Source organism: Lentilactobacillus buchneri (assembly GCF_018314255.1).
Lineage (GTDB): Bacteria > Bacillota > Bacilli > Lactobacillales > Lactobacillaceae > Lentilactobacillus > Lentilactobacillus buchneri.
The window spans coordinates 539,994-566,667 of the sequence record NZ_CP073066.1 but is presented as its reverse complement, the minus strand read 5'-3'; the positions used below and the strand labels follow the sequence as shown (position 1 = coordinate 566,667).

Genomic DNA, 26,674 nt, shown 5'->3' with positions numbered 1-26,674 from the left:
GTGAAGGAAATGAGTCAGATAATTGTTGTCAAAGTTGGCGGTCACGCCACTGATCAGCTGACAGAAGAATTTTTTGAACAGCTACGGAGCTGGCGCCAAATGGGCAAACAGATTCTGATTGTCCATGGCGGTGGGCCACAAATCTCTGAGTGGAGCGCCCAACTCAATTTGCCGGTCGCCAAGATTAACGGCGTCCGGGTTACCAGCTCCCAAACCCTCAAAGTCACCCAAGCTGTATTATTGGGACTGGTTCAGCCGGCACTCTGTCGCCAGTTGTCTGCTCATGGACTTCCGGTCGTCGGATTAAATGCCGGCGGTCAGCCTGTACTGGTTGGTGACTACCTGGATCAGGCAGTTTATGGTGAGGTTGGCGAGGTTACCGGCATCAATCGGGATTACATCGACCACGCCTTGGCCGATGGAATTGGCGTGTGCGCCCCGTTGGGCGTGACCAAGTCGGGTAAGAATTTAAATGTCAATGGTGACGTGGCTGCTGCAGCAGTTGCCAGACTGCTGGGGGCAGAAAAGCTGTATCTGGTAACCGATGTGCCCGGTGTGATGGTCAACAGCCACGTTATTGATCAATTGAGCCTGCAGAAGGCCAATCAACTGTTCGAGGCTGAGATCATCAAATCAGGGATGCAGCCAAAAATCAAAGCCGCATTTGACGCATTAAAGCATGGCGTGAAAGAAGTTAAAATTACTAATCAGCTGCAGCATTCAGGGACCAGTTTATCGGTCAAGCAGCTGGCAATTTAAGGAGTGTAGAATATGGAACATGTTTTTCCAACGTATGCCCAATACCCGATGGAAATTGTTTCGGGGCATGATTGGCATTTAGTGGATAGTCATCACAAATCGTATTTGGATTTTACCAGCGGAATCGGGGTCTGCAGCTTCGGTTACAGCAATGATTGGATCGAGCAGAGTGTGATTAATCAGCTTGGGAAAGTTTGGCATACCTCCAATCTGTACCCCAGCAGTCTGCAGGATGAAGTAGCCGCTTCGCTGTGTCCAGCTGGCATGCTGGCCTTTTTCTGTAACTCGGGTACTGAAGCCAATGAGGCCGCATTTAAATTGGCCCGCAAGGCAACTGGTAAAGGCAAAGTTCTCGCGTTTAACAATGGCTTTCACGGCCGAACTTACGGGTCGATGTCCTTGACCGGCAATCCCGACATCCAGACGGGATTTAAGCCACTGGTTCCAGAGGTCAGTTTCGCTGATTACAACGATCCCCAGGCACTTGACGCGATTAATGAGGATTTGGCGGCTGTCATTTTGGAAGTGATTCAAGGAGAAGGCGGCGTCGTTAACGGCAATGGCGAGTGGCTGCAAAAAGTTGCCGCTAAATGCCACGACCAGGGCGTTCTGTTAATCATCGACGAGGTGCAGACAGGCATTGGCCGAACCGGAATGAAGTTTGCCTTCCAACACTACGATCTTGATCCTGACATTATTACGTGTGCCAAAGCCTTGGGCAATGGCCTGCCAATTGGTGCGATGCTGGGTAAAAAGGAACTGGCGAAGGCGTTTGGTCCGGGTTCTCACGGCACGACTTTTGGCGGCAACAAGATTGCTTTGGCTTCCGCAAAAGCAGTCTTAGAACAGTTAACCCCGACATTTTTGGCTGAGGTTCAAGAAAAATCTCAAGCGGTCTTTGCGGCCATTCACAAACAAATTTCGCCATTAACCGTTGTGGACAGCGTGAGTGGATTAGGTCTGATGATCGGGATTCATTTGAGTGCTGCCGTTAAAGTCGAGGATGTTATTGGCCAACTTCAAGAAAACGGGCTGCTGACGTTGTCGGCTAAGCACAATACGTTACGGTTACTGCCACCATTGGTAATGAGCGAGGCTGATCTGTTAGCCGGGATTGATCAAATTGCCGCCGTTTTGGCAAAGGTAGCTGCGGTCACTGAATCACAATCCGTCTAAAATGTGAAATAAATGTGAATAATTTTAATAATGCCTTTACATCCCAAGTCGCAACGGTTATCTTTAAGATATTCTGTTGCCGTTGAGAGGTGGATCAACTTGAAAATCGTGAGACATTTCTTGAATTATGGGTGGTCTCTGTTGGGTGGCTTGGTTGCGCTGTTACTGATTTATTTTTATGATGGTGCGCTGCAGCTTCCTGAGTGGTCCACCAAAGGCAGTCTGCGGTTGGCATTTAACCTGTCTGCTTGGGATTGGTACTTTTTGTTAGATATGCTCCTGATTCTGCCGGTGGTTCGAATCCTGATGCGGCAGGCATTCAGCCAAGAATCGGTTGAATTTGAAACCTATAAAGACAAAGCCCTCCGCCTGCATCATGCTGACGTTCAAGCCAATCATAAGAACCGTGCCTGGTCGGCCAATGGCGTCACCGTCAACCCTTGGGAGTTCCGCTACACTCAGACCCAATCATACAAGGGCGCGGCTGATTTTGGCTTTAACATTTTTAAAAATTTGTGTTTGAATCTTCTCATTGTGCTTTTCGGACCTTTGTGGTTGATTTATGCACTCATTAAACGTTCAAGGCACAGGAAAAGCCTGTAACTTCAGCATCATACTGAGTTGCAGGCTTTTTAGGTGCCATTCAAATTTAGTTTAGTGGTGCGGTACTCTTCATCAATTCCGCCGGCCACAGAGCGAGAAGGTGGCCGTAGCCTTGGGAGTCAAATGCCAGGCATTCCCATTCACGTTTGGATTGGAAAACCGAGTAGTTGACGTCATCCGGGGTTGCGGTGCCTGCAGTCAGTTTATCAACCGGAACGGAGGTCAAGACATCGTCAGAAACCACATAAATGCGATTATTGACATTGTTGAAAGCGACCCCTTGATTAGGCGAGCCACCGCGGGTCTTTAATTTTTCAGGGGCAGCGGCGAATTTGACACTGTTTTCGTCGAGTCGACCATAGAAGAACATGTAGCCCATGCCGTTCTTTCGACCCCAATAAGCGTTACCGTTCTTATCAAAGACTAACGTGTGCAGCTGGAGGTTGCCTTTGGTTCCCTGGAACATTTTGAAATTGTATTGTCTGATCGGCTCCATGGTATTGGGATCCATTTCCAGGACGGTGTTGTTTTCATCCCGGTTGCGCAGATCGGTCAACGTATTATCTTCAACCAGGTACAAATGCTTGTTTTGTGGGTTGAAGGTCAATGTTTGGCCGTGGCCAATATCGACTTGTGGACTGAGCTGAGCGGTTTCGGCAATTTCAATGTTCTTGAATAATTCAGGATTTTTCGCCTTGATTTTGGCGATCTGTGACTGGCCGTGCGCAATTTGTTTTTGCAACGCGGTTAATTTGGTCCTGTCAGCGGCCATCTTTTTGGCATTTGCTTTTAGACTCGCGGCTAAATGCTTCTTAGTCGTGCTGCTGGCCTTTCGATATTTCGCCTGGGTCGTCCGCTTGGCGTTTGCCAGGTCATTCATTGCTGCCTTAACGGTGGCTTCCTTGCTGGTAAGTGACTTGACAGTTTTAAAGGTATCTTTCATCGACTCATACAGATCATCGTACTGGTTGTTGTGGGTGACGCCGTCTTCAGTATACGGATTGAAGTAGTTAAAGGCGTTCCATAGGGCCATTGGGTCATTTTCCAGCCCCAGTTGTTTGAGCTTATTGGTATCAAATTTGATGATCACGCCCAAGTTGGTATCACTGCCGTTAGATTCGACAAAGTACACGTTCCCAGAGTCGTCCAGTGCGACGCTTTGGAAGTTACCGTGTTGGTAGTCGGTTACATTGAAACCGTCGGGGAGGAACCACTGAGTTTTAAACGAATTAGCGGTCGTTGTCGTCGCGTCAGTGGTCGCAAAGGTGTCGCCGGCGTTGTCCTGAGTTGGATCGATGGTGCCCTGGTTATATTTGCGATCCATGTTCCCGATCGGCGAAGTGTTATCAATATTTTTCAGATCACTTGAATCATAGTTGGTGAGGACATTGCCGGCGTTGACTTGGGGAATTGATTTGACCGCACCGGGAACGTCGATGATGTCGGCTTGGGCGTTGGTCGAGGCTGCGAGAACACCCGCGGCGGTAAATGCCAAGGCAAACGTGAAGATCGTTCTTAAAGGTTTATTCATCTTATCTCGTCCTTTTCTAAATAAATGATTATTGCGCGTCGAATGTGTAGGTCAGGCTGAGGGATTGGTCATCCGCATTTTGTTTGACCGATTTGGCGTGGTAGGTAATGGTTTGCCAAGCAATGTTAATCGACCCGTTGTCGTCTTTTCTAAAGACCGGATATTTTGGCGATTGAAGCGTTGACCAACTGCTGTTCTTCAAATTGCTTTTGGCAGAATCCAGGTCTGCCTGGTTCAAACTGGCAGTTTGGCCATTATCGACGTACTGCATCTCGGCAGCTGATTTAAAACTGTTATTGATCGCTGCCAGCGAATCAGAACTGTATTTTGCCAGTGCCTGTTTGAAGTTAGCCAGATTGGTGGCTGACAAACCGGCAATGTCAGCCGCACTTAACTGGCTGTAAGTTGGCTGACTGCTGCCGCCGACATCTGGAAATTCCCAGCTGTTGTTCACGTACGTCAATCCGGTTGGGGTCAGCTGTTGAGCGTTGGCGCTGTCTCCTGAAGAACTGGCAGCGTATAAATTAAAGTGAGTTGAGTTGTTGGCCTTGCCGACATTGATCGAAACGGAACTGCCAAACTTGGCTTTGGCCAAAGTGCTCTGCTGGTCATCGGAAAGGTGTTCCTGGTTCAACAGATAACCGGTTCCGGACAACGACGAGGCGGCCAGGGCATTGATTTCGACAACGTCACTATCGCCAAGCAGCCACTTGCCGGATTTTTGAGTGCCTAAAGTGGTGCCTTTCTTGGCCGGATCATCCGCATCGGTGTTGACATAGTCAATCGATTTGATGACTTTCCCGTTACTTGGGTCAACAAAATTGATGCGAACTGCGTTATCGGCGATTGATGTATCGGAGCTGTTGGCTTTCAGGTAAACGGCCCCGCCAAACTTGGTTTTGGCCAAGTCTGAGATTTGATCTGCTGACAAGTCGGTCAATTGGTACCCAGAATCCTTTAAGGCTGTGGAAATGGCGGACTGGATTGCCTTTCGATCAGTATCATTTAATGAGGTCGTTCCGTTTGAACTGGTCCCCAGTAATTGGCCGGGTTGGGCGCCTGTTGGGGTGTAGTCGACAGTATCGATCACTGCGTTGGCATCGTTGACCAGATTGATGCGGATGGCGTTTCCGGGAATGGGATCGGCATTCTTAACGGTCAGTGAGGCCCGGTGACCAAATTTAGCCTGGGCAAGAAAGCCGGCCTGGTTGGCAGAAATCGTGTCCAGGTTGTAGCCGGTCCCTTGGAGTGCTTGGCGAACGGCAACTTGAATGTTGGCGAGATCGTCGTTGCCGAGCGTCCAGGAAGTTTCGTATGGGATACCCAGTGGTTGGTCGTATTGGGCGTTGGCGCTGGTGTAATTGATGTAGCGGATCAAACTACCATTGCTGTCAACCAGGTCGATTCGCAAGGCATTATTTGGAATGGGGGATTCTGCTTGACGCAGGCCTTTGTAAAGAATCCAGCCATTTGCTTTGGCGTCGGCAGAATTCAGCGCACTGATGTGAACCCAAACATCGCCTTCGCGAGCCCGGGTGCCCATGCCGTCAATCTTAAACGTGGTATTGGCATATCTAACGGAGTCGCCAATCTGTTTGCCAGCTTGGTAGGTCGTGTTGATGGGTGCTTTGTATGTAACGGTTTTGCCATCGTTTTGGAACCCGGGAGCGGCAATTTTGAAGGTGTATTTACCCAGACTGGCCGGTGGGGTCGTTTGGTTGAACGTCCAGAAAGGTTCCAGACCGCCACTAAACTGACCAGCTTTTTTGCCACCGTAAATCCAGCCATGGTATTGGCCGTCAAAGGAAGTCACTTTGTAGTAGACGGCACCATTTTTGGCAGTGGCCTGACGATCAGCCGCAAAATTGTCAGCAGAAGATTTAGACGAGGCTAATTGCTTTAAAGTCGCCTTGCCGGCAACAACGTGGGCACCTTTGCCAACGGGTGGTTTGGAGTAAAGCGCAGACGTCCCGGTAAAGGTTACGTTATGGTTGGCAGGACTTCCGGTTAACGGATGTTCAGCCGTAAGTGCTTTGGGGGCGCTGGCGTGGGCGCTGGGAGCAACGCAACTGACGCCGAGAATCCCCAGCGCAACGGCTGAGATAAAGATAGAACTTTTCAACTTAACAATCATCAATTTCATCTCCATGAATTCTTAAGATTTTGTTTCTGCAATTTCATAGTATCGTGAAAGAGGGGATTTGAATTGAAGTTGGTTAAACTTTTACGTGTTGGTTACGTGAATTTTACAAAGAGTGCGAAGGGGGACGTTTAGCGATTGGATTCTAAGCCCCTCCGGACGAAAGCCGAGTCAGGCTTTTGGCTGGAGGGGCTTAGAATCCAATCGCTGTCCCCCGAAGCACGTTTCAGCTAAGTAGCAGAAGAGCGACGAAAGCCGAGTCAGGCTTTCGGGTGGTGCGACTTAGGTTCTCCCTGCTGTCCCCCGAAGCACGTTTCAGCTAAGTAACAGAAAAGCGACGAAAGCCGAGTCAGGCTTTTGGCTGGAGGGGCTTAAAATCCTTTTGCTGTCCCCCGAAGCACGTTTCAGCTAAGTAACAGAAGAGCGACGAAAGCCGAGTCAGGCTTTTGGCTGGAGGAGGGAGGGCAAAAGGTTCTGCTTTTAACCATCAAAAGATCCACAGAAAAAAGGCCCAAAGGTATCACTACCTTCAGGCCTCCAAATAAAACCGGCGGATTACTTATACTTAACCGCAGTCCCATAAGCAGCGACTGACTGCATATCCGCACCAATCGATCCGGAATCAAAGCGCATCATCACGACCGCGTCGGCGCCCATTTTAATGGCGTTTTGTTTTAGCCGGTCAACGGAAATGTTGCGGGCTTCATCTAACATCTTGGTGTAATCTTTGATTTCGCCGCCGACAATGTTTTTCAATCCGGCACCGATGTTTCGAACGACGTTTTTGGACTGGGTGGTTAAGCCAAAGACTTCACCGATCACTTCGTATTCTTTTCCGGGGATGTTTTCAGTTGTTGAAATGATAAAATGGTCTTCTGCCATTATTCATACCTCCAATTTCCTGTCTGAATCTGCCATAAGTATAGCCTGAATTATTGATAGCACAAGCATGATATAAGAAAACCCGCCCGACCGAAGTCAGACGGGATGCATTTGTGAGACGCTAAATGTGGTTTAGAAAGATCGTCATCACCATGCAGTAAATATTATAACGTGGTTCAGACTTATTTACAAAGCTAAAATGTAACCGTTATTTTGAAGTGGCCTTGGTAAGCTTGGCAGCTTGCTCTTGGGCGGCTTGTGCCAAAATGTTCAAGTAATTGAATGGGCGGTCAAATTGTGGTTGGAACAGCATATCAACCATTGCCAAATCGTCGATCGTGTTTTCATTTTGGATACATACCGACAGGGTATTAGCTGATTGGGAAACATCGTAGGTACTTAGTAATGAACCACCAAGAATTCGACGGGTTTCTGGATCATAAACCAATGACATCAAAACAGGTTCAGTGGTTGGCATGAACTCTGGCCGGTAGTTATCGGTGATGATCACCTCGCTGGCGTTGATATTTTGTGCCTTTGCCGCAGCCATGGTCAAGCCGGTGGAAACGATGGTCTTGTCGTATAACTTCAGACCTGATGAAGATTGGGTTCCCATGTACTTAACTGTTGGCTTTTCAATGTTCTTGCCGACTAAGATTCCTTGACGAACGGCATTGGTTGCCAGTGGAATATAGGCCAAGCCGTGAGTTGGGTTGTAGTGAACGGCAACACTATCGCCGGCACCGTAAATATCAGGATCTGAAGTCTGCATGTATTCGTTGGTAATCAACGCACCGTTGTCGGTCATTGCCAACTTGCCTTTGAATAGACCAGTGTTGGGACGGAAGCCGACGCAGAGAACAACTAAATCGGTTTCGTAAGTTCCTTTGGTAGTTTTGATGGTAACGGTGTCGTCACCGGAAATTTCTGTGACTTGCTGATCCAAGCCAAGGGTGACGCCGTGGTCGGTGAAGTCTTTTTCAACAACGTCGGTGAATTCTTTGTCAAAATACTTGCTCATGATGCGGTCGGCACCATCCAGTAAGGTTACTTCATGTCCTTTGGTGTTGTAAGCTTCGGCTAATTCGGCACCGATGTAGCCGGCACCAACGATGGTAATGCGTTTCTTTTCGGGTGCAGTTTCAAAGAGTTCTTTGGCGTGATTCCAGTTCTTGCAAAGGTAAACATTTTTGTTGTCAACGCCTTTGATTGGTGGAATAACTGGCCATGAACCGGTAGTGACAACTAATTTGTCGTAAGTGTCTTCAAATGATTGATCATTTTTAAGGTCGGTTACTTCAATGGTTTTGGAGGCGGGGTCAACGTTGGTAACTTCGTGATTCATCTTAACGCTGGCGCCTAGTTTTTTAAGTTCGTCTGGGCTAGAATAGAACAAGCCTTGCGGATCCTTTACATGTCCCCCGAGATATAAAGCGATTCCGCATGAAAGAAACGAAATGTTATCATTCTTTTCGTAAACGGTGACCTCTGCGTCTGGGTGTTCTGCTAAAATTGTTTTGATGGCAAAGGTTCCTGCGTGAGTACAACCAATAACTGCAACTTTCATATTAACTTCTCCTTCGTTTTATAAAAGATTCACAAGCGTTTGCTTGTACTTACATATTACAAGTTGCGCAAGCGATGTCAAGACCTTGACAAAAGCCTTTTTCTGTTATGCAATGTGGTTCACATGCTGGGATTGCTGTTAGGGCGGGATTTATAACGTAAACAAAATAGTTGTACACAATATAAAAATATTTTTTTGGAGGCCATTTTGAAATTTTCTTGGACAGTGACAGACAATGACCCACAATCGTTGAAAAAATTTTTGAATACCAAGGGCATCAGCCACCGGATGTACAAGAGCGCTAAAACTGATGGTGGTCAATTTCGAGTAGGTGGGCGAAAAGTTGATGCAACAGTTGTTCTGCGAGCCGGTGATCAGGTAACGGTTGATTTTCCTGCTGAGGCAAGCGATCCAAACGTTGCCGTCAGCAGGCAACCAATTTCAGTTATCTATGAAGACGACAACTGGCTGATTGTCGATAAACCGGCTGGCCTAACGGTGGTGCCGGGACCGGCGAACCGCGATGATACCCTGGTGAATCGAGTCAAGGGCCACCTGGTTGAGAATGGCGCCGAAGACTTGGTCCCCCATATTATTACGCGGCTGGATCGATTTACCAGCGGCCTGGTGTTAATTGCCAAGCATCGGCTGGCCAACAGCTTAGCCAATGAGATGTTGGCGGCCAAAACGCTCCACAAGCAGTATCAGGCTGTGGTGGCAGGGGTTGGATTGCAGAAACACGGTTTCATCGACCGGCCGATTGCTAAAGACCCCACCGGATACGGTCAACGGATTACCGCTGATGGCAAGCCGGCACAAACGGAATACTGGGTTGACCAGGCGTACGAGGATCGGACATTGGTTGATGTGGTCCTGCATACCGGCCGAACCCACCAAATTCGAGTCCACTTCGCTTCGATTGATCATCCGTTACTTGGGGATGCCCTGTATCACGGCCCAATGGAATTGGGAATTGGTCGTCAGGCACTCCATGCCACCCAGCTCAATTTTGAAGATCCATTTTCCAACAGGGCGTTAAGCTTTAAATCTCAACTCCCACAAGACATTTCAGCACTTCTTCATTAGAGGTCTACTCATATTGTGCACAAATGAACATTGCAAGACCAATGGTTGATCGGCTTGCGTTAATTTCAAATTAGAATTCGATGAAAGCGGGTTCATTTCCGTTGTATTTTCACATACTTCTGGTATAGTATGGGTATCAACTTAAGGAGGAGACTAGATATGTCTACCAATGGTGAATCGGATCAGACGGTTCAAAAAATTATTGCTGAGATGGAAACTAACTTGTCTGTATTATCATGGATGAAGGCGGCAGAGGAAGACAAGCAAACCCGCGAGCACATCCGTGCTTTGAAGGCCGCTTTGTTGAAAGCAAAATCAGATTTAATTAAGGCATAATGTTTCACGCTTTGGTTAGGCGCTAGTTTTAGACGACTATTAAATGATTTGAAAAGAATGGCTTACTGATATAATAATCGGTGAGACATTCTTTTTTTTGCATACATACATTAGGGAGGGATTGAGAACATGCCAGAAGCTAAAACAGCGATTTGCTTTATCGACCACCGGGAGCATATGTTGATCGATGGTCGATACCTAAAGGATTTGGAGCCGGCAACCAGAAATTTGATCAAGGGGGATTATCCGAAAGCCAAGGTTACCGATTTTATTTGTGACCATGACTTACTGAAGTACCAATTAATGCGCGTCGATGGGATGGTGAATGCCGACGTCAAGCAGACTAAAAAGATTAATCGTCGACTGACCAAGGCGATGCAGAGTGATGATTACGATATTATTGACGTCAATGATAATTTGGCCAAGAGTTTAACGTTTGGTCAGAAAGTCTCCGATGCCGTTGCCCGCTTCGGTGGTAGTTGGGGTTTCATTGGCGTTTTTACGTTTGTGTTAATTGCTTGGATGTGTATCAATGGCCTGCAGTTGTTTGGCATGCACTTTGATCCTTATCCATTTATTCTCTTAAACTTGGCGTTAAGCTGTATTGCCGCCATTCAGGCACCAATTATCATGATGAGCCAGAACCGGGCTGCCGACCGTGATCGGATGAGCTCTGAAAATGATTATCACGTTAACCAGAAATCTGAACATGAACTGCGAATCTTACATGCAAAATTGGATAATTTAACCCAAAATCAATTACCACATTCTTTGGAAATCCAGAAATTGGAAATTGAAATTCTTGGCCAAATCCGCACTGAATTGGACATGATTCAACGAAACCAGTTTGGCAACCCCAAGAGTAATCTGAATGAAAATGATCAGCAGGGTCATGAAAACCATTCTGAAAATGATCAGTAGTTTCATCCTCAATTTTGACAATAAATGAAAACTTCAGTAATATATGATGTAACACATACTGAATGTTCATTTACTTAGGAGGATTTTTTTGATAACCGTTAGAGAAGCACAGCAAGATGACGCCGGCCAGATAGCCCCGTTAATTGATATTATTTTTGATGAGATGGAACTTGATGAATTAGAAGACGTTCCCGAACCTGGATTAGCCAAGGTCATCACGAGGGCTTACCAGACAGACACGTATCTGTCCAGTAAGGCATCCACCGTGGTGGCCGAGGCCAATGGCCAAGTTGTTGGGGTCGTCTTTGGCTACCCCAGCGAAAATGAGGACGCTATTAATAAGGTTCTGATCAATTTATCGAAAAAGAGTGCTGATTTTAAAGAGCCGTATATCCCTGATTCCGAGACCAATTCTGACGAATGGTACTTGGATTCCATCGCCGTTGATCCTAATTGGCAGGGCCATGGAATTGGTAGTAAATTATTGGCTGCAGTGCCACGAATGGCTTTAAATGATGGTAAGTCGGTGATTGGCTTGAATGTGGATTTTGAAAATCCCCAAGCAAAGAAATTGTATGAACGAAAAGGATTTAAGACGGTGGGTACTCAGATGATTGGTGACCACTTGTACGATCATATGCAAAAGACCGCCAAGCAGCGGAGTTTGTTGTATGTATAAATAGTGTGGAAAAATGAGCGTCTAGCTTCCAGAATATAAGGGGGGCAAACAAATATCCAGGGCTTGGATATTTGTTTGCCCCCCTTATATGCCCGGAAGCTGCTCATTTTTCCACGATTCAGCTAAATAAAAGTAAGAATACTCAAGGAGAGGCTGGGGCACAACTAATTGGAAGTTGTGTCTTGGCCTCTCTTGCGTTCCACTGTTATCTAGTTTAAACGTGGAACTATCGGCTGATCCCAGCCATTTAAGCAAAGAAACGAGTCATTCCAAGACAGGAATAACTCGTTTCTTTGCTTAAATTCTGGGATCAAAACGCCTCGCGTCCCACTCTTTTTTGTCATATATAGTTGACATTATCTGCCAGTAGCATTATATTATTGATGACACATATATGTGACAAAGCAGCCAGGGGAGGCGGGTTAATTTGAACAGAGTCCGGGAATATCGAAAGCAGGTAGGCATTTCCCAATTTGCCTTGGCTGAAAAAGTCGGGGTGGCCAGGCAAACCATCAATTTGATTGAAAATGATAAGTACAATCCGTCGTTAAAATTGTGTATCAGCTTGGCGGAAGAATTGGGGACGGATTTAAACACACTATTTTGGAAGGTAGATGAAAATTCATGAAAGAGGGTTTCTTGATTAAAATCATGCGATACTTTTTCAGTATTCGCGGCGTATTGGATGAGCATAATGCTCGAGAAATCGGCAAGGTCGCCACAAACGCCTTTATGTTTTTGTGGATGTATACAGGGATTGCTAATGCCGTTTTTCTGCTTCTCCCACAGGCCATTAAGACCGGGTCAATGATCAATGGCTTTATTCTGTTCAATATGTTTATTGTATGGGGTGGCGTAGGACTTTACGTCACGCATAAAGTTTCAGAATTAAAACTGAATTATCAAGAAGTCTCAACTAAAGAGTATCTAAAGGCAGTTCATAAAGCCGTGATCCATGGCGCATGGTTTGGCATCAGTTATGGATTGGTTACGTATTTGATGTTTGCTCAATTTAACGGTTTTTTCTCGATCGTTAGCATTGGCTTTGCGATATTCATTGTTTTGATTTCTTGGACATCTGATACTCATCGAGAGATTGCCCACATTGTCAAAGTTGAATAGGAGGAAAATCATGCGACAAGACGATACGATTTCCACAAAATTATTCCGATACTTTTTTCACATTCGCGGGGTGTTAGACAAAGACGCCCGGCAACAAATGAATGCCGTCATCTCCAAGGCGTTTTTATTCATGTGGTTATACATATTGGTTTTCAACGGTGGTGTTTTACTGTTCGTAAAGAATACCCCCAATAGCGAATCTTGGATGCTGTTTGTCTATTTAAGTCTATTGATTGGCGTGGGCGGCTCCGGCCTTTATATTCGACGGCGGGCAGCTGACCTGGGTTTGGATATCCGCAAGGTGATTGCCAACCAGTATGATGACGCGGTTGAAGATGCGGTCATGGGCAGCGTCTGGGTTGGTTTTCTCGGCGGGGTGGTCCTATTTGCTGTCTGGATGAACGTCAGTCCGGCTGATCGGCCCTTCCCAGGAGTCTTTGCCTTCTTATTCTTGGTGGTCGCTTGTGTCTGGGAGGCCCGAGAAGCAATCAACCATATCGTTGTGGTGGAATCTGATGTCAAGAGGAGAAAATAATGAAAGCTAAAGAAAGTTTTGGATCAAGATTATTGATGCATTGGTTTGGGGTCAAACGACCATTCGACGAGTACAAGCACCAACAAATCGGCAGGATTGGCACCAACGCTTATATGATTTTGGCAGTCTACCTATTGGTTTCGAGCATTGTCGCCATTTTTGTGGGTCAAAAGCACCCAGAAGAAGCACTGATGGGTCTGGTCATGATTAACATTGTGATGGTTGGCTTCGTGGTAAACATTTATATCTTAATTGCGACTACCCGGGCACACATTGTGACGCGTGAGATTCAAGCGACCAGTCGGCAGGAGATCATCAAAAAAGCGGTTCTGAAAGGAATTGGTTTTGGAATATACTTCATGGTAATTATGTTGATGGCAGATATTTTAATGGATTGGTACTTTGACGGCACCAGTCCACTCAATAGTGTCGAAAACATGGGAGTGATTTGGCCAAACGTCAGAAGCGGGCTATTTTTTGGAGCGACGATGGCGATTTATGAAATTCTCACCACCAAGGTCTATAAAGAATAATTCATCGACTGGCTTTTTCATTGAACTTGCATGAACCGGTAATTATCAGTAGAATGATTTTTGCGTGATTGAATTATGATGAATGCAAAGGGGAATTCGATGGAAGATAATATTAAGCTTGGCAACCCGGTTTTTGACAAAATGATGTTTGTGCTGGATAAGCCAGTCAATGAACAGAATCACCGGGATTACCGATTCAACAATGAAGAATTGGTTGAAATTAGTGATGGGATTTGGGCGATGCCTGCCTATATGAAAGATGACGATGATTTCAGTATGTTCTTCATTATTACTGAAATTGATGATGGCAACACGGTGTTGGCATTCTCTACCGGTGAGAAAAAAGGCGAGCAATTTTCGTTGAGTAATCCGATTATTACCGGTGAGGCGCTCAATATGCTGGTTCAGCATGACAAGGACTTGGCAGCGTCGATTCTGCACTTCTTAGATCAAATTTCGAAAGCCGATGAGGGCAATTGGCGGATGGTCGAATAATTCGCTGTTGCATTTTGTCGGTAAGCTGTTAGACTATCATTTGATTTGAATTTTAACGAAATTTGGGAGTAACGGTTATGAAATTGACATTGAATGAAACGGCAGCCAAATTTAACGTCAGTCCTGACGTGATTGATGATTATATCAAAAACGGCCTGGTTCCAAGCAAGCCTCAAGTGGCAGTCGGTGCAGAATTTGACGACACCGATATGTACTGGATGGAAATGGTCAACTGTTTTATTGAAAATGGCTCGTCGGTAGAAGACGTCAAACAACTGATTAAACGTTGTAAGATCTAGACAAAGTTATTGTTAAACCAAGAATTGAATGATATTCTAAACACGTGGGGTATCGGCACTCTTTAAGTCATTAATTAGATGATCGTTTGTATAACTGTTAGATTGCACAAGTAATGTGACAAAAGAGTTCCATCGTGCGAATAAAAGCACTTTGAGTATTCGGTTATAAACCGGATCAGTATTCGAATATGAACGAAGTGATATTTGATTAAAACCATTAGAGTGGCCGATTCCCCGCAGGAGGGTCCAGTGCAGAGTGCACTGGGCCCTTTTTTAAGAGTGCGACAAGGGGCGTTTAGCAATAAGATTATAAGCACCCTCGGGTGAAGCCGAGTCAGGCTTTGCCAGAAGGTGGCTTAGGTCCCCATCATTGCCCCAAGGAGCACATTTTGGCTAGAGAGAAGCAAAGCAGTCCCCACCAAAACAGCGACCATGTTTTACTAGAAAATGAAAGCGTTGTCATTCCCACGAAATCATGCTATATTATCGGAGTTGACAACCCGATTGAATCGTAAAAGAGGTCTTGAATAATGGCAAAAGTACTAGTGGTGATTGCCCGTCCCGAAAGCCCAAAGTCGCGGACATTGAAAGTGTTGAACGCGTTTATGGATGAGTATGTGAAGGTCCATCCAAATGATGTTATCGAAAAATTGGATTTGTACAAAGTTGATTTTCAAGAAATTGACGGCGATATTTTTTCTGCGTGGGATGAACTTGAAGCTGGCAGACAGTTTAGCGACTTAACGTCGATCCAACAAGTGAAGCTCGCTGAATTTAATACCTCAACTGACCAGTTTTTGGCAGCTGATAAAGTGGTTATCGCAAATCCCTTGATTAATTTAATGGTCCCAACTAAATTAAAGGCGTGGATCGACACGATCAATGTCGCCGGGAAGACGTTTAAATATACTGATACGGGAACTGCAGTCCCGTTGACCAGCGGCAAAAAAGCCTTCCATATCCAGGCGGCCGGCGGCAAGTACAATAACCAGGATTTTGGGACTCAGTATGTTAAGGGAATTTTGAATTTTGTCGGCGTTCAGTCAGTGACTAAATTAAGTGTTGAAGGAATGGATCATTTCCCGGATCAAGCAGAACAAATCGTCGCGGATGCGGAAATTGAGTCCAGGAGGTTGGCGGATAAATTTTAATAGAGTGCGAAAGAGGACGTTTAGCAATCAAAAGCTAAGCCATTCCGGACGGAAACCGAGTCAGGTTTTCGGCAGGAATGGCTTAGCTTTTGATTGCTGTCCTCTTTCGCAGGTTTAATCAAAATAACAGGAAAACTCGGGACGGAAACCGAGACAGGTTTTCTGCAGGAATGGCTTAGCTTTCGATTGCTGTCGGGCCATTTTCAACGGCTTAGTAGAGCGATTTTCTGGTATCCCTAAAAGGATTGTTCACGTGTTATGGAAATTTTCATGAACTAATGCAATAATGATAGTAGATTGGAGTGATTAATGGATGGCTGAAAAAAATCATAATCACGAAGAATTAGCCGGTGCCAAGTTTTTCTGGGTGACCGTGCTAAATGTTGTTATTACCATTGCCGAGTTCATCGGCGGGGCGCTGTCAGGAAGTTTGTCACTGATTTCTGATGCTTTTCATAACGCTGGGGATTCGGTTTCAATTGTTTTCAGTTACGCGGCTAGTCGAATCAGCAAACGGCGGCAAAACGGGCGCAATACTTTTGGCTATAAACGAGCTGAGATTATTGCCGCATTCTTAAATTCAATTGCCTTGGCTTTGATTTGTGTAATTCTGATTATTGAAGCACTCAAACGGATCAGCAAACCCGAACCGATCAACGGTAATTTAATGCTGACCATTGCGGTTATTGGTTTGGCAGCTAACTTGCTGTCGGCCTTTCTGCTGAACTCGGGTTCCAAAAGCAGTCTTAACATGAAAGCAACCTACCTGCACATCTTGAGTGATGCACTGTCGTCTGTGGCGATTATTATTGGTGGAATTTTAATCGATCTTTATAATTGGACATTGGTTGACCCAATTGTCACCGTGTTGGTTGCCGTGTATATTTTCTATGAGTCGATCCCGATTATTCGCCAAACCTGCCGAATTTTGATGCAGGGGGCACCGAGCCTGGATTACGATCAGATTAAAAAAGATCTGTTGCAAATCGACGGTGTCTTCAGTGTCCATCACGTTCATGCATGGTCAATTGATGAAAACAACGTGATCTTTTCCGCCCACGTTAATATGCATGATATGAAGTTGAGTGAGGCTGAGCCGATTTATTCAGAAATCAGCAAGGTATTGAAGGACAAGTACCACATGTGTCACGTGACGATTCAAGCAGAAACGACCCGTGGTGAGCACGAAGACATCATTTATGACCGTGGTAATGATATTCCATAAAGTATAGGAGATTTTGAGTTAAATGACCCCAATGAAAGAGGACTATTTAAAAATAATATTTGAACTTGGCGGAACTGATGATTTGGTCAGCAACAAGCAGATCGCTCTCAGTTTAAACATCGCTGCCGGGTCAGTGACCGAAATGGTGAATAAGATGATGGCTGAAAAATTGGTCACCCACCAACCGTATTCCGGTGTTCAATTGACTCAAAAGGGTAAGCGTTATGCCGAAGAACTCGTGCGCAAGCATCGCATTTGGGAAACTTTCCTGGTGAACACGCTGCACTATGACATTTCCGACGTTCATGATGAAGCTGAACTGTTGGAGCACGTCACGTCCGACAAGATGATTGACCACCTGGATGACTTTTTGGGCAATCCCAAGCGTTGTCCCCATGGCGGCGTCATTCCAGATCGGAATGGTAATTATCACCCCGATCATGATAAACTGCTCACTGATGCAAAAGACGGTGAAGAAGTCATCGTTAACCGATTTATTGACAATCATGACTTATTAACGTTGCTGGGCGATATTAAGCTCGATATTGGCGATAAGTTGAAAATTATTTCTCACGATCCCTTCGAAGGGTCGGTAACCGTCAAGAATGTGACGGATAAGAAAAAATTGGTGATTGGCTTTAAAACGGCTCATTATGTTTTCGTGAGGTGATTGAAATGGCCGATACTGCAACTCGGCAGGAGAATTATGATCATTTAGTCTTGAACACCTGTGTGCTGGCTGGACGGATCATGATTGAATCCGGCTCAGAAATGTCCCGGGTCAACGACACAATTATGCGAATCGCCAAGAATGCCGGGTTAAAGGATGCCCAAGTCTACGCGACTTTGACCGGGATTATCATGTCAGGCGGCGTTAAGGAAGTTGGCGCCGAAGTCGGTTCGATTGACAAACGGGCTTTTGACATGGAAAAAGTAGCCAAGGTCAATGAATTGTCCAGGGCCTACGCTGCCAAAAAGATTGATATCTATGAGTTTCGTGACGATTTAGTCCACATTGATGACTTGGTAGCAACTTTCCCGCTCTGGTTGCAGACCTTGGGCGCTGGGCTAGTGAGCGGCACCTTGGTCGTGGTGTTTCAAAACAATCTGCCGGATTTTTGGATCACGTTTATTGTCGGCATGTTCGGCTGGGCAGTTTACTATTTTTTGAATATTTATATTCAAATACGGTTCTTAAGTGAGTTCCTGGCCGCAGTTGTCGTGGGTGCACTAGCTCTGATCGCTGTGAAAAATGGGATCGGCGTCAAAGCCGATGATATTATCATTGGCGGGATGATGCCACTGGTGCCGGGAATTCCCTTGACCAACGCGGTTCGAGATGCGTTGTCCGGCAACTTAATTAGTGGTCCGGCACGGGGGATTGAAGCCCTGATTAGTGCCTGTGCGCTTGGGTTTGGTGTGGCAATCGCGCTGCACTTCTTTTGAGGGATGCTTATGAGTCTGTTTATTATTAAATGTATTTGTGTTTACTTTTCAGGCATTGGCTTTGGCCTAATCGTCAACCTGCCACACCGGGCTTTGAATGTCGCCGGGATCACCGCCACTTTGAGTTGGCTGGTGTACTATGGCGTCATGAATACCTGGGGTGGATTGGGAGCTGCTAATTTTTTTGGCGGCTTGACGATTGGTTTGGTGTCCGTGGTGATTGCCCACCTCAAAAAAATGCCGAGTATCTTATTTGACGTCCCTGGCTTGGTTCCATTGGTGCCTGGGGGTCAGGCGTATAACACGATTAAAAACTTTGCATTAGGTGATTATCAGGTGGCCTTTAATTATCTTTCAGAGGTCGTCTGGATTGCCGGATCGATTGCCTTGGGGTTTATCGTGGCCGAGTTGATTAACAAAATTCGAATTAAGATTAAATATGTGTCTAAAGGATGGGATAAATAACCCATCCTTTTTTTCTGCCATAAATTGTTTGACATTCCTGGTTAGAGGCGTATTATTTGTCTTGGATAATATTATACCGCGTATAATACTATGGAGGTGGCAATATGGCGATCCAAATAAGTTCGGAATTGTTGGATGGATGTGTGCTGGGAATTCTGAATGGTCAGGATTATTACGGCTACGCGTTAACCCAGAAGGTCCAAGAGTCGATTTCTGTTTCGGAGTCGACGATGTACCCGGTTTTAAGACGGTTGAAGAAGAACGATCTGTTGACAACTTATGATGAGCCATATCAGGGTCGCAACCGACGGTATTATAAAATTACGCCGGAAGGAAAACGACAGTTTGGCATTATTCAGCAGGAGTGGCAGGAATTTAAGCAAGGGATTGATAACATGTTAGGAGATGATCAGAATGAATGATTACATTGAAGAGTTTCAGGCACTGCTGGGACAATTGAGTCCTGAAGAGCGGGATGAAGCAGTCGATTTCTACCGTGAATATCTTCAAGACGGCGGCTATGCGAGTTACGACGATTGCATCAGGGAGTTGGGAACGCCTCATCAATTGGCTCGGAAGGTGTTGGCAGATTATTCCATTCGGACACTGGACGCACCGATGTCTCAGCAGTCTCGACAGCAACAACCGAAAAATGATGTTAAAACCATTTGGCTGATTATTTTAGCATTGCTTTCGACTCCAGTGACAATTCCGCTGGCACTTGCGCTTGCAGGGGTGATTTTTGCCGGAATCGCAGTTTCGGGTTCACTGATTATTGCCGTTTTGGCGATCTTCTTTGCGGTGGTCGTGGTTGGTATTACCGGGTTTGTCGTCGGATTGGGCACCCTGTTTAGTTCGTTTTGGACGGGCATTTTCTATTTGGGAATGGGTCTGATGGTCATTGGGGTCATGATTATGCTGGTGCCGGTCTTCAAAGCCGTCATCAACGGTCTGATTCGTGGTATCACGTTATTTTCGAAATGGATTTATAACAAGATTGTCCCGAAGAACCGGGCTGAACGAAAAGGAAAGGGTGACCAAAAATGAAAAAAACTGTCATCGTGGGATTAACTGTGACCTTGGTTGGAACCGTTCTGTTGGCGCTCGGCCTAGGCAATGGTGGTGCCCGCACGGTCTATTGGGATCACGGGTTCACAACTGATCAGTCCACGCCGGTTAAGTCACACCAAACCAGTGCCAAATTTTCCGGCGTGAAAAACTTTTCTTTGTCAACGGCCAGTCCGGTGCAAATTAAGAAGGGTAACGTTTCTAAAATCGAGGTTACTTATCCAAGTGCTACCAAGATCACGCAATCAGGCAATACCCTTCATTTCAATTTAAAAAGTCCACGTAAGCACCATGGTATCATCTTCTTTGGTGATTTTCGCCGAGCGCGCCAGGCCTTTGGCAAGACCATCATCACCGTTCCAAGAAGCATGAAGGTCGGTACGATCAACAGTGATGTTGCCAACTCAATTACTATCAAGAATATGACCATCAAGACGATCACTTCGTCTGGGGTCGGCGATGTTAATTTGAATCACGTGACGACCACTGAAAACTTGGACTTGGAGAATACCGGTGATGTGAATTTAACAACCAGCACTTTTCCCAGCGCACATCTTGATGTTGGTGCCGGCGATGTCGATCTGACGTCCAATAAATTCGACTCAATGGCCGTTGAAACCGGTGCCGGGGATATTAATTTCAATTCCCAAAAAGTCGGCAAGTCTTTTACCGCCCACAGCGACGTTGGCGATATTTCAGGACATGTGGTTAAGAACAAGCGAACGCAGATTTCAGTGAGTGCCGATGTTGGCGATGCATCATTGTTTGGCAGCTCACACAACAAGAAGATTGACAGCAATGCCAAAAATCCGGTGACTTACAGATTTACCAGCGACGTTGGCGATGTCACGATTCACCAGAGTTAAAAATGTTAATCAACTCAAAAGAGGCGCCGGCAAAGGGAATGTTCCCTTACCGGCGCCTCTTGATTGTTAATTGATTATCTTAAAATTCCAAACACAAAACTAATTCCTAAAATCACCAGCACAATTGTGGTGATCCAAACGTACAAGCTGTCACCTTCGCGATAGAAGGAATAAATTGAAACGACCACCCGCAATACCGGTGTCAAAATCAATAGGAAAATTCCCAGCATCATGATGGCGTACGGCTTGAGTTCGGCAATTCCCGCCCAAATTTGGGTAAAGTCGGTGGGAAAGGCATTGTGAGGATAGCCGCCGTTGCCTTTGACAATTAAAAGCACCAAGCCAATGATCATCACGGTTGCAGAAATCATGACCCCCAACCGAAGAATCTTGCCGATAATCAATTGGACGTCGGCCATTTCTTCAGTCATTTGTTCTCTGGTATTTTTGTCCATCTTATCTGATCCCCTTCATAAACATTTCGATACCGATATAAAACAAGATCGGAACGAAAATCATTCGAATCGTCCGCGCTGACATATCCCGCATGATTCGTGAACCACCGCGGGCGCCGACCAAGATTCCCAGTGCCAAAGGAACGGCAATCATTGGTTTGATCGAGCCGTTGAAGAAATAGACAGTGGCACTGGCAGCCGCGGTAACACCCATCATTAAATTACTAGTGGAAGTCGATGGCTTGAGCGGCATCTTCATAACGGTGTCCATTGCCATCACTTTGAAAGCACCCGAGCCGATTCCAAGCAGCCCACTGGCAATGCCGGCACCGTACATGACTGCCAAGCCGCCGGGAATGTGTTCAACTTGGTAGTTGATCGTTTTGCCTTCAACATTATCGAAGTAGCTGCTGTCCAGCTTGAATTTGGACGATAATTGATCGGGATGAGCCCGATGAAGGACTTCCTGGTGACTGATTAATTTGCGAATCATATTGTAGCCTGAGAATAATAGCAATAATCCAAATAGTATGTACAAATATTTCGGATCAATCACACCGGTCAACAAGGCGCCGCTCAATGCCCCTAAAGTGGTGGCAATTTCCAAAAACATCGCGACCCGCAAATTGAGCACTTTGTCACGGAGATAGGCAATCGTTGCTCCGGAACTGGTGGCAATCACGGCAATGATACTGGCTCCGATTGCGTATTTAATGTCGACACCCATCAACAATGTCAAAATCGGCGTTAAGATGATTCCACCACCCAGGCCGAGGATGGCACCGGCAAACCCGGCGAACACGCCAATGGCAATCATCAATAAAGCATAGTTTATCAAGTCTTTCACTCCTTTTAAATGTGATCTCTAACTCACAAGATTATACACTTTCTGTAAATAATTAAAAGATAGCTAAGAATTTTCAGAAACCAGAAACCGGGTTTTCGATTTGTGATATACTCATTTTTGAGTAATACATACGAGAGGGTTGTTGAACTAATGTACGGAAACGAAGATTACATGCTGATGGAACGCGATCCAAACCGGTTGGTCAAGCTGATTGTGAGTTTGTGTTTTACGACCTTGCTGTCAATTTCGGTAGCGTTTAATTTTGATTATTTGCAATTTTTAGATTCAATTTTTACAACGGCCATTCAAGGATCCGCGCCGACACCGGGACTGGAACATTTCTACTCAGTAATCACATTTCTGGCCAGCCCGAAAATGGACATTTTCTGGGTGTTCATCATCGCCTTTTTCCTTTGGGGATTTAAGTACAAAGTTCCCGCACTTTGGGCATTAGGGACGATAGTCGGCGGCGACGTGATTGGCGCAGTCGTCAAACAACTGGTTAGACGGCATCGACCGCCGCTGCATCTGGGTGTCGATAATGGCTACAGTTTTCCAAGTGGTCACGTCCTGGGATTTTTCCTGGTTGCCGGGGTGTTATGGATCATCGTCCTGCCGTTGATTGAGCGGGCGTCCATTCGAGTGGTGATGAAAGTACTGCTCGTCATCGTCTTGGCGTTGGTGATGCTTTCCCGGGTCTACTTGAACGCCCATTACCCAACGGATACGGTGGGAGCCTGCCTGGTTGGCTATTCCTGGCTGTTGGTAGCTGAAATGCTTTATGCCAGTTACGCGCCCCAGGTTGCCCGCTACCGGTTTGTGGTTCACACTAAAATCTGATTGAAAATGCCGAGGATTTTTCCTGGGCATTTTTTTGAAAGGAGATCGCCATGGATTTACCGATTGAGACCAACCGACTTCAACTGACTGAATTAACGCTGGCTGACTTAACGGCTTACGAAAAATTAATCAGCATCCCAGAAATTGCCGCCGGCGCCGGTTTTAATCTGGTCAGTAATCAACAAATGCTGGGGGCAGTGGCCAAAAGACAGATTACAACGCCTAACTCCTTTGGCATCCGGATCCACGATCGGCTGGTCGGGGCAATTCTTTTATATGAACAAGTTGGTTTTGATCACCAACCCGATCCTGCCAATTTGGAACTGAGTTATTTTCTTCACCCGGAACTGTGGCGTCAAGGGATCATGTCTGAAGCCCTTACTAAATTAATTCAGGAACTCGCTGTTAACCCAACGATTGAGACGTTGAATGCAGAGGTGTTCAGCGATAATCAAGCCTCTATGGGTGTCTTAAAGAAGGTCGGGTTTCAAGTGAAGACCACACTGATTGATCCGCTTGTCGGCAAAGAAAAGACCATTTATCAGCTGGCGTTGCATTGAGAAAAGTCTTTCTGGTTTGTCAATTCAACCCAAGTGAGTTACAATTTTGATTGTCGAAGTTATTAACAACTAAATTAATCAATCTAATCGAGTAGAGGCGCATTCATCAAGAGTATATTTCAGGAACTTGAAGGAAGTTATGACTGAAGTAAAAAGGGATGAGTGCCGAAACGATCAGCTGCCTTCCAGTTGGTTGTTGGGGCCCAGTTTAAGAAGCTGGGGACTGTCGCGGAAATCGCGGAGAGCTATCAAGATGTTGAGAAACGCAAACTGTCTCTTTCAATATTTTGAAAGGGATTTTTTTGTAGATTTAGCGAGATTTTGAAATTATTGGATATAGGAGACGAAAAGATGAACGATAATGAGAGCCAAGAAGCCAACGGACAAGTCAAGCGGGGCCTAAAAGCCCGTCACGTGTCAATGATTGCTTTGGGTGGCTGTATTGGAACCGGGCTGTTCGTGGCCAGTGGTTCAGCTATCAGCCAAGCCGGCCCTGGTGGTGCTTTAACGGCATACGTCCTGATGGGGATGATGGTCTATTTCCTGATGACCAGTCTGGGAGAAATGGCCACTAATATGCCGATTTCCGGCTCGTTTGCCGCATACTCATCCAAATACGTTGACCCAGCCTTGGGATTTGCCATGGGCTGGAATTACTGGTTTAACTGGGCGATTACGGTGGCTGTTGATATTAGTACCGCCGCTTTGGTTATGAAATTCTGGCTGCCAAATGTGCCTGCCTGGATTTGGAGTGCAATTGCCTTAGTGATTATTTTCCTGATTAATGCCATGTCAGTCAGTACCTTCGGTGAAACCGAGTTCTGGATGTCCGCCATTAAAGTGGTCACGATTATTATTTTCCTGGTAGTGGGTGCCTTGACGATCTTTGGAATCATGGGCGGCCATTTTGTCGGCATGCGTAACTTTTCTATTAAGCAGGCACCATTTGTCGGCGGTTTTCCGGCAATCCTGAGTGTCTTCGTGGTCGCCGGGTTCTCATTTCAAGGAACTGAGCTGGTTGGCATCACTGCCGGCGAGTCCCAAGATCCCCAACACAGTGTGCCAAAGGCAATTAATGAAGTGTTCTGGCGGATTATTTTGTTCTACATTTTGACAATTTTCGTCATCGCCGCCATTATTCCTTACACCAGCCATTCACTGCTGGGATCAAGTGCCACTGACATTGCGATCAGTCCATTTACATTGGTTTTCCAGCGGGCTGGTTTGGCCGCTGCTGCCAGTGTCATGAACGCCGTTATTTTGACCTCCGTTATTTCATCGGCGAACTCCGGTATGTACGCCTCTACCCGGATGCTGTATTCACTGTCTAACAGCGGATATGCGCCAAAATCCCTGGGTAAAACGGCTGCCAATGGGATTCCATATTATTCATTATTGGCAACGACTTTTGTTTCGCTATTGACCTTTATTTCCAGTATTGCCGGGCCCCAAATCTATATGTGGCTGGTGGCAGCTTCCGGGTTAACCGGCTTTATTGCATGGTTTGGAATCGCCATTTCACATTACCGATTCAGACGGGCGTTCATTCGCCAGGGCCATGACCTCAGCGAACTCAAGTATCATGCCAAGCTCTTCCCGTTCGGTCCTGTATTGTGCCTGATTTTGTGTATTCTGGTAATTGTCGGTCAAAATCCGCAGGCCTTTGCAAGCTTTGACTGGAAGCAGATTCTGGTCACTTACATTAGCGTGCCGTTGGTATTGATTTTGTACATTTGGTATAAGCTCAAGCACCATACGAAAATCATTCCGCTGGATCAGGTTGACGTTCCCCCGGCCCATAGAGACGAGGATCTTTCAAAATTGAACAACAAGTAATATATTAATAATGAATTGGTCTATCCGTCTTGGATGGGCCGATTTTTATTATTTTATCGGCCTAAAACTTGATATTGGGGCATAATGTTTGGTACAATTTTACCAATTGGTATATTAAAAATATGAGGTGAAAGATATATGAAAAAGTTTATGTCAAAAGGTAAATTTGAAAGAATGAACAAATTGTCCAATGATCAGAACATTATCGATGCATTGGCGTTAGACCAACGTGGATCACTTGTTAAGGGAATGAAAACGGCCTCCGAAAAATACGGGAAGCTTTTCAGTATGAAGATGGTCTATGATTTCAAGGAGATTGTCTCTGAAATCTTGAGTCCACTGAGTTCTGCCGTGCTTTTGGACGAACAAATGGGTTTCAAGGGGATCCAGGCCAAGGCTAAAGACACTGGTCTGATTATGTCTTATGAAAAGACTGGATACGATGCCGACACCCCGGGACGATTACCAAGCTTGATTTCTGATCAATCAGCTCAAATTATGGTTGAGAAGGGAGCAGATGCCCTTAAGGTATTGGTCTACTACAATCCCAATGATCCTGATGAAATCAACGACGTTAAAAAAGCGTTCGCTGAACGATACGGGACGGAAGGTTTGGCAGCCCAGACGCCAACCTTCTTTGAAATTGTCACTTACGACGACCGTTACGACAGCAAGTCGTTGGATTTTGCCAAGATCAAGCCTGATCTGGTGCTGCAGTCAATGATGGAATTCACCAAGGAGAAATATCACATTGACGTTTTGAAGATGGAAATTCCATTTAACCCGACCTACGTCAAAGAATGGGCTGATGGTGGCGATTACGCCTACACCGAAGACCAAGCCAAGGGCTGTCTCAAAGAGTTGAGCGACGAGGCGACCCGCCCATTTATTTTCTTGAGTGCCGGTGTGCCGACCCCTGTTTTCCAACGGGAATTGAAGCTGGCTGGAGATGCCGGTGCCAAGTTTAACGGTGTCTTAAGCGGTCGGGCAACTTGGTTGGAAGGTGTCGACATTTACATTCGTGACGGTAAAGACGGCCTGGTTGACTGGCTCAAACGCAAGGGAACCAGAAACGTCACTGAATTAACCCAGATCTTGTCTGAGAATGCCACACCGTGGTTTGAAGCGTACGGTGGTTTGGGCAACATCCAAGTGGTTGACGTCTCAAACATTAACTAAATTTCCACAATATGTTGCACCTATCTCTTCTAACTAGTACAATATGTAGCGTTGATAAAATATTGTGCGATG

31 protein-coding genes and 1 riboswitch are annotated in these 26,674 nt (G+C 45.8%); of the genes, 25 read left to right on the top strand and 6 right to left on the bottom strand.

All coding sequences use genetic code 11. The features are described 5' to 3' along the window. Positions 1–9: 9 nt before the first annotated feature. The 3 genes from argB (at position 10) to KE627_RS02960 (ending at position 2,538) form a co-directional block, all read left to right on the top strand. Entirely contained in the window at positions 10–759 is a 750-nt protein-coding gene (gene argB, locus KE627_RS02970; protein ID WP_056938794.1) for an acetylglutamate kinase, read from the top strand. Between the two features lie 12 nt (positions 760–771). Beyond that, positions 772–1,935, top strand: a complete 1,164-nt coding sequence (argD, locus tag KE627_RS02965) for an acetylornithine transaminase (RefSeq protein ID WP_056938795.1) — start codon at positions 772–774, stop codon at positions 1,933–1,935. 108 nt (positions 1,936–2,043) lie between these two features. Then, positions 2,044–2,538, top strand: coding sequence for a hypothetical protein (locus KE627_RS02960; RefSeq protein ID WP_225424196.1), 495 nt, complete (start codon positions 2,044–2,046; stop codon positions 2,536–2,538). Positions 2,539–2,584: 46 nt separating this feature from the next. Here KE627_RS02960 and KE627_RS02955 read toward each other — a convergent pair whose 3' ends face one another. The 4 genes from KE627_RS02955 to KE627_RS02940 form a co-directional block, all read right to left on the bottom strand. After that, positions 2,585–4,069 carry a hypothetical protein gene (locus KE627_RS02955; RefSeq protein WP_056938796.1) on the bottom strand — a complete coding sequence of 495 codons (1,485 nt, stop codon included), beginning with the start codon at positions 4,067–4,069 and terminating at the stop codon, positions 2,585–2,587. Positions 4,070–4,097: 28 nt separating this feature from the next. Beyond that, on the bottom strand, positions 4,098–6,203 hold the full coding sequence (locus tag KE627_RS02950; protein WP_056938797.1) for a hypothetical protein: 2,106 nt from the start codon (positions 6,201–6,203) through the stop codon (positions 4,098–4,100). Positions 6,204–6,764: 561 nt separating this feature from the next. Then, positions 6,765–7,091 (bottom strand): heavy metal-binding domain-containing protein, encoded by a 327-nt coding sequence (locus KE627_RS02945; RefSeq protein ID WP_013728541.1) that lies wholly within the window; start codon positions 7,089–7,091, stop codon positions 6,765–6,767. 208 nt (positions 7,092–7,299) lie between these two features. Then, entirely contained in the window at positions 7,300–8,658 is a 1,359-nt protein-coding gene (locus KE627_RS02940) for an FAD-dependent oxidoreductase (RefSeq protein WP_056938798.1), read from the bottom strand. Between the two features lie 207 nt (positions 8,659–8,865). Between KE627_RS02940 and KE627_RS02935 the strand changes: the two genes are divergently transcribed. The 18 genes from KE627_RS02935 (at position 8,866) to KE627_RS02850 (ending at position 20,885) form a co-directional block, all read left to right on the top strand. After that, entirely contained in the window at positions 8,866–9,744 is an 879-nt protein-coding gene (locus KE627_RS02935; protein WP_013728539.1) for an RluA family pseudouridine synthase, read from the top strand. A 159-nt stretch (positions 9,745–9,903) separates the two neighbouring features. Continuing rightward, positions 9,904–10,080 carry a hypothetical protein gene (locus KE627_RS02930; protein ID WP_013728538.1) on the top strand — a complete coding sequence of 59 codons (177 nt, stop codon included), beginning with the start codon at positions 9,904–9,906 and terminating at the stop codon, positions 10,078–10,080. A 129-nt stretch (positions 10,081–10,209) separates the two neighbouring features. Continuing rightward, entirely contained in the window at positions 10,210–11,001 is a 792-nt protein-coding gene (locus KE627_RS02925) for a DUF1003 domain-containing protein (RefSeq protein WP_056938799.1), read from the top strand. An 88-nt stretch (positions 11,002–11,089) separates the two neighbouring features. Next, a complete protein-coding gene (locus KE627_RS02920) occupies positions 11,090–11,680 on the top strand; it encodes a GNAT family N-acetyltransferase (protein ID WP_013728536.1) in 591 nt (196 codons plus the stop codon). Positions 11,681–12,107: 427 nt separating this feature from the next. After that, positions 12,108–12,308 carry a helix-turn-helix transcriptional regulator gene (locus KE627_RS02915; RefSeq protein ID WP_013728535.1) on the top strand — a complete coding sequence of 67 codons (201 nt, stop codon included), beginning with the start codon at positions 12,108–12,110 and terminating at the stop codon, positions 12,306–12,308. 11 nt (positions 12,309–12,319) lie between these two features. Continuing rightward, positions 12,320–12,802 (top strand): DUF3278 domain-containing protein, encoded by a 483-nt coding sequence (locus KE627_RS02910; RefSeq protein ID WP_013728534.1) that lies wholly within the window; start codon positions 12,320–12,322, stop codon positions 12,800–12,802. A gap of 10 nt (positions 12,803–12,812) precedes the next feature. Beyond that, positions 12,813–13,337, top strand: a complete 525-nt coding sequence (locus KE627_RS02905; RefSeq protein WP_013728533.1) for a DUF3278 domain-containing protein — start codon at positions 12,813–12,815, stop codon at positions 13,335–13,337. Then, positions 13,337–13,870 carry a DUF3278 domain-containing protein gene (locus tag KE627_RS02900; RefSeq protein WP_013728532.1) on the top strand — a complete coding sequence of 178 codons (534 nt, stop codon included), beginning with the start codon at positions 13,337–13,339 and terminating at the stop codon, positions 13,868–13,870. Before KE627_RS02905 ends, KE627_RS02900 begins: the two co-directional genes overlap by 1 nt. Positions 13,871–13,969: 99 nt before the next feature. Beyond that, on the top strand, positions 13,970–14,365 hold the full coding sequence (locus tag KE627_RS02895) for a hypothetical protein (RefSeq protein WP_013728531.1): 396 nt from the start codon (positions 13,970–13,972) through the stop codon (positions 14,363–14,365). A 77-nt stretch (positions 14,366–14,442) separates the two neighbouring features. Next, entirely contained in the window at positions 14,443–14,664 is a 222-nt protein-coding gene (locus KE627_RS02890) for a MerR family transcriptional regulator (protein ID WP_013728530.1), read from the top strand. Between the two features lie 530 nt (positions 14,665–15,194). Further along, positions 15,195–15,815 (top strand): FMN-dependent NADH-azoreductase, encoded by a 621-nt coding sequence (locus tag KE627_RS02885; protein WP_013728529.1) that lies wholly within the window; start codon positions 15,195–15,197, stop codon positions 15,813–15,815. Positions 15,816–16,128: 313 nt separating this feature from the next. Beyond that, the gene (locus KE627_RS02880; protein WP_013728528.1) at positions 16,129–17,040 is read left to right on the top strand and encodes a cation diffusion facilitator family transporter; all 912 of its coding nucleotides are present in this window, start codon (positions 16,129–16,131) and stop codon (positions 17,038–17,040) included. A 22-nt stretch (positions 17,041–17,062) separates the two neighbouring features. Beyond that, positions 17,063–17,710 (top strand): metal-dependent transcriptional regulator, encoded by a 648-nt coding sequence (locus tag KE627_RS02875; protein ID WP_014940349.1) that lies wholly within the window; start codon positions 17,063–17,065, stop codon positions 17,708–17,710. Positions 17,711–17,715: 5 nt separating this feature from the next. Continuing rightward, entirely contained in the window at positions 17,716–18,486 is a 771-nt protein-coding gene (locus KE627_RS02870; protein WP_013728526.1) for a threonine/serine exporter family protein, read from the top strand. Positions 18,487–18,495: 9 nt separating this feature from the next. Next, positions 18,496–18,951 (top strand): threonine/serine exporter family protein, encoded by a 456-nt coding sequence (locus KE627_RS02865; protein WP_013728525.1) that lies wholly within the window; start codon positions 18,496–18,498, stop codon positions 18,949–18,951. A 104-nt stretch (positions 18,952–19,055) separates the two neighbouring features. Next, positions 19,056–19,373 (top strand): PadR family transcriptional regulator, encoded by a 318-nt coding sequence (locus tag KE627_RS02860; protein WP_013728524.1) that lies wholly within the window; start codon positions 19,056–19,058, stop codon positions 19,371–19,373. Next, entirely contained in the window at positions 19,366–19,998 is a 633-nt protein-coding gene (locus tag KE627_RS02855; protein WP_056938800.1) for a DUF1700 domain-containing protein, read from the top strand. Before KE627_RS02860 ends, KE627_RS02855 begins: the two co-directional genes overlap by 8 nt. Continuing rightward, the gene (locus KE627_RS02850) at positions 19,995–20,885 is read left to right on the top strand and encodes a DUF4097 family beta strand repeat-containing protein (protein ID WP_056938801.1); all 891 of its coding nucleotides are present in this window, start codon (positions 19,995–19,997) and stop codon (positions 20,883–20,885) included. Before KE627_RS02855 ends, KE627_RS02850 begins: the two co-directional genes overlap by 4 nt. A 74-nt stretch (positions 20,886–20,959) precedes the next feature. Here the strand turns inward: KE627_RS02850 and KE627_RS02845 are convergent, their stop codons facing one another. After that, complete coding sequence (locus KE627_RS02845; RefSeq protein ID WP_013728521.1) at positions 20,960–21,340, bottom strand: DUF1634 domain-containing protein; 381 nt, start codon at positions 21,338–21,340, stop codon at positions 20,960–20,962. 1 nt (position 21,341) lies between these two features. Beyond that, complete coding sequence (locus KE627_RS02840; protein WP_013728520.1) at positions 21,342–22,178, bottom strand: sulfite exporter TauE/SafE family protein; 837 nt, start codon at positions 22,176–22,178, stop codon at positions 21,342–21,344. Between the two features lie 159 nt (positions 22,179–22,337). Between KE627_RS02840 and KE627_RS02835 the strand changes: the two genes are divergently transcribed. The 4 genes from KE627_RS02835 to KE627_RS02820 all read left to right on the top strand — a co-directional run bounded on the left by KE627_RS02835 (position 22,338) and on the right by KE627_RS02820 (position 26,602). After that, positions 22,338–23,027 carry a phosphatase PAP2 family protein gene (locus tag KE627_RS02835; RefSeq protein ID WP_013728519.1) on the top strand — a complete coding sequence of 230 codons (690 nt, stop codon included), beginning with the start codon at positions 22,338–22,340 and terminating at the stop codon, positions 23,025–23,027. Positions 23,028–23,077: 50 nt separating this feature from the next. Next, complete coding sequence (locus KE627_RS02830) at positions 23,078–23,587, top strand: GNAT family N-acetyltransferase (RefSeq protein ID WP_013728518.1); 510 nt, start codon at positions 23,078–23,080, stop codon at positions 23,585–23,587. 84 nt (positions 23,588–23,671) lie between these two features. After that, a riboswitch (Lysine riboswitch) is annotated at positions 23,672–23,843 on the top strand. A 95-nt stretch (positions 23,844–23,938) separates the two neighbouring features. Next, positions 23,939–25,423 carry an amino acid permease gene (locus tag KE627_RS02825; protein ID WP_056938802.1) on the top strand — a complete coding sequence of 495 codons (1,485 nt, stop codon included), beginning with the start codon at positions 23,939–23,941 and terminating at the stop codon, positions 25,421–25,423. 138 nt (positions 25,424–25,561) lie between these two features. Continuing rightward, positions 25,562–26,602, top strand: a complete 1,041-nt coding sequence (locus KE627_RS02820) for a tagatose 1,6-diphosphate aldolase (protein WP_056938803.1) — start codon at positions 25,562–25,564, stop codon at positions 26,600–26,602. Positions 26,603–26,674 lie beyond the last annotated feature (72 nt).

What these genes read in the sequence shown, in the direction of transcription:
- KE627_RS02855 (WP_056938800.1), top strand. Translation starts at nt 19,366, where the DNA reads ATGAATGATTACATTGAAGAGTTTCAGGCACTGCTGGGACAATTGAGT.
- KE627_RS02890 (WP_013728530.1), top strand. Translation starts at nt 14,443, where the DNA reads ATGAAATTGACATTGAATGAAACGGCAGCCAAATTTAACGTCAGTCCT.
- argD (WP_056938795.1), top strand. Translation starts at nt 772, where the DNA reads ATGGAACATGTTTTTCCAACGTATGCCCAATACCCGATGGAAATTGTT.
- KE627_RS02905 (WP_013728533.1), top strand. Translation starts at nt 12,813, where the DNA reads ATGCGACAAGACGATACGATTTCCACAAAATTATTCCGATACTTTTTT.
- KE627_RS02820 (WP_056938803.1), top strand. Translation starts at nt 25,562, where the DNA reads ATGAAAAAGTTTATGTCAAAAGGTAAATTTGAAAGAATGAACAAATTG.
- KE627_RS02875 (WP_014940349.1), top strand. Translation starts at nt 17,063, where the DNA reads ATGACCCCAATGAAAGAGGACTATTTAAAAATAATATTTGAACTTGGC.
- KE627_RS02900 (WP_013728532.1), top strand. Translation starts at nt 13,337, where the DNA reads ATGAAAGCTAAAGAAAGTTTTGGATCAAGATTATTGATGCATTGGTTT.
- KE627_RS02955 (WP_056938796.1), bottom strand. Translation starts at nt 4,069, where the DNA reads ATGAATAAACCTTTAAGAACGATCTTCACGTTTGCCTTGGCATTTACC.
- KE627_RS02825 (WP_056938802.1), top strand. Translation starts at nt 23,939, where the DNA reads ATGAACGATAATGAGAGCCAAGAAGCCAACGGACAAGTCAAGCGGGGC.
- KE627_RS02885 (WP_013728529.1), top strand. Translation starts at nt 15,195, where the DNA reads ATGGCAAAAGTACTAGTGGTGATTGCCCGTCCCGAAAGCCCAAAGTCG.
- KE627_RS02870 (WP_013728526.1), top strand. Translation starts at nt 17,716, where the DNA reads ATGGCCGATACTGCAACTCGGCAGGAGAATTATGATCATTTAGTCTTG.
- KE627_RS02950 (WP_056938797.1), bottom strand. Translation starts at nt 6,203, where the DNA reads ATGATTGTTAAGTTGAAAAGTTCTATCTTTATCTCAGCCGTTGCGCTG.
- KE627_RS02835 (WP_013728519.1), top strand. Translation starts at nt 22,338, where the DNA reads ATGTACGGAAACGAAGATTACATGCTGATGGAACGCGATCCAAACCGG.
- KE627_RS02865 (WP_013728525.1), top strand. Translation starts at nt 18,496, where the DNA reads ATGAGTCTGTTTATTATTAAATGTATTTGTGTTTACTTTTCAGGCATT.
- KE627_RS02845 (WP_013728521.1), bottom strand. Translation starts at nt 21,340, where the DNA reads ATGGACAAAAATACCAGAGAACAAATGACTGAAGAAATGGCCGACGTC.
- KE627_RS02925 (WP_056938799.1), top strand. Translation starts at nt 10,210, where the DNA reads ATGCCAGAAGCTAAAACAGCGATTTGCTTTATCGACCACCGGGAGCAT.
- KE627_RS02895 (WP_013728531.1), top strand. Translation starts at nt 13,970, where the DNA reads ATGGAAGATAATATTAAGCTTGGCAACCCGGTTTTTGACAAAATGATG.
- KE627_RS02880 (WP_013728528.1), top strand. Translation starts at nt 16,129, where the DNA reads ATGGCTGAAAAAAATCATAATCACGAAGAATTAGCCGGTGCCAAGTTT.
- KE627_RS02940 (WP_056938798.1), bottom strand. Translation starts at nt 8,658, where the DNA reads ATGAAAGTTGCAGTTATTGGTTGTACTCACGCAGGAACCTTTGCCATC.
- KE627_RS02945 (WP_013728541.1), bottom strand. Translation starts at nt 7,091, where the DNA reads ATGGCAGAAGACCATTTTATCATTTCAACAACTGAAAACATCCCCGGA.
- KE627_RS02850 (WP_056938801.1), top strand. Translation starts at nt 19,995, where the DNA reads ATGAAAAAAACTGTCATCGTGGGATTAACTGTGACCTTGGTTGGAACC.
- KE627_RS02930 (WP_013728538.1), top strand. Translation starts at nt 9,904, where the DNA reads ATGTCTACCAATGGTGAATCGGATCAGACGGTTCAAAAAATTATTGCT.
- argB (WP_056938794.1), top strand. Translation starts at nt 10, where the DNA reads ATGAGTCAGATAATTGTTGTCAAAGTTGGCGGTCACGCCACTGATCAG.
- KE627_RS02830 (WP_013728518.1), top strand. Translation starts at nt 23,078, where the DNA reads ATGGATTTACCGATTGAGACCAACCGACTTCAACTGACTGAATTAACG.
- KE627_RS02860 (WP_013728524.1), top strand. Translation starts at nt 19,056, where the DNA reads ATGGCGATCCAAATAAGTTCGGAATTGTTGGATGGATGTGTGCTGGGA.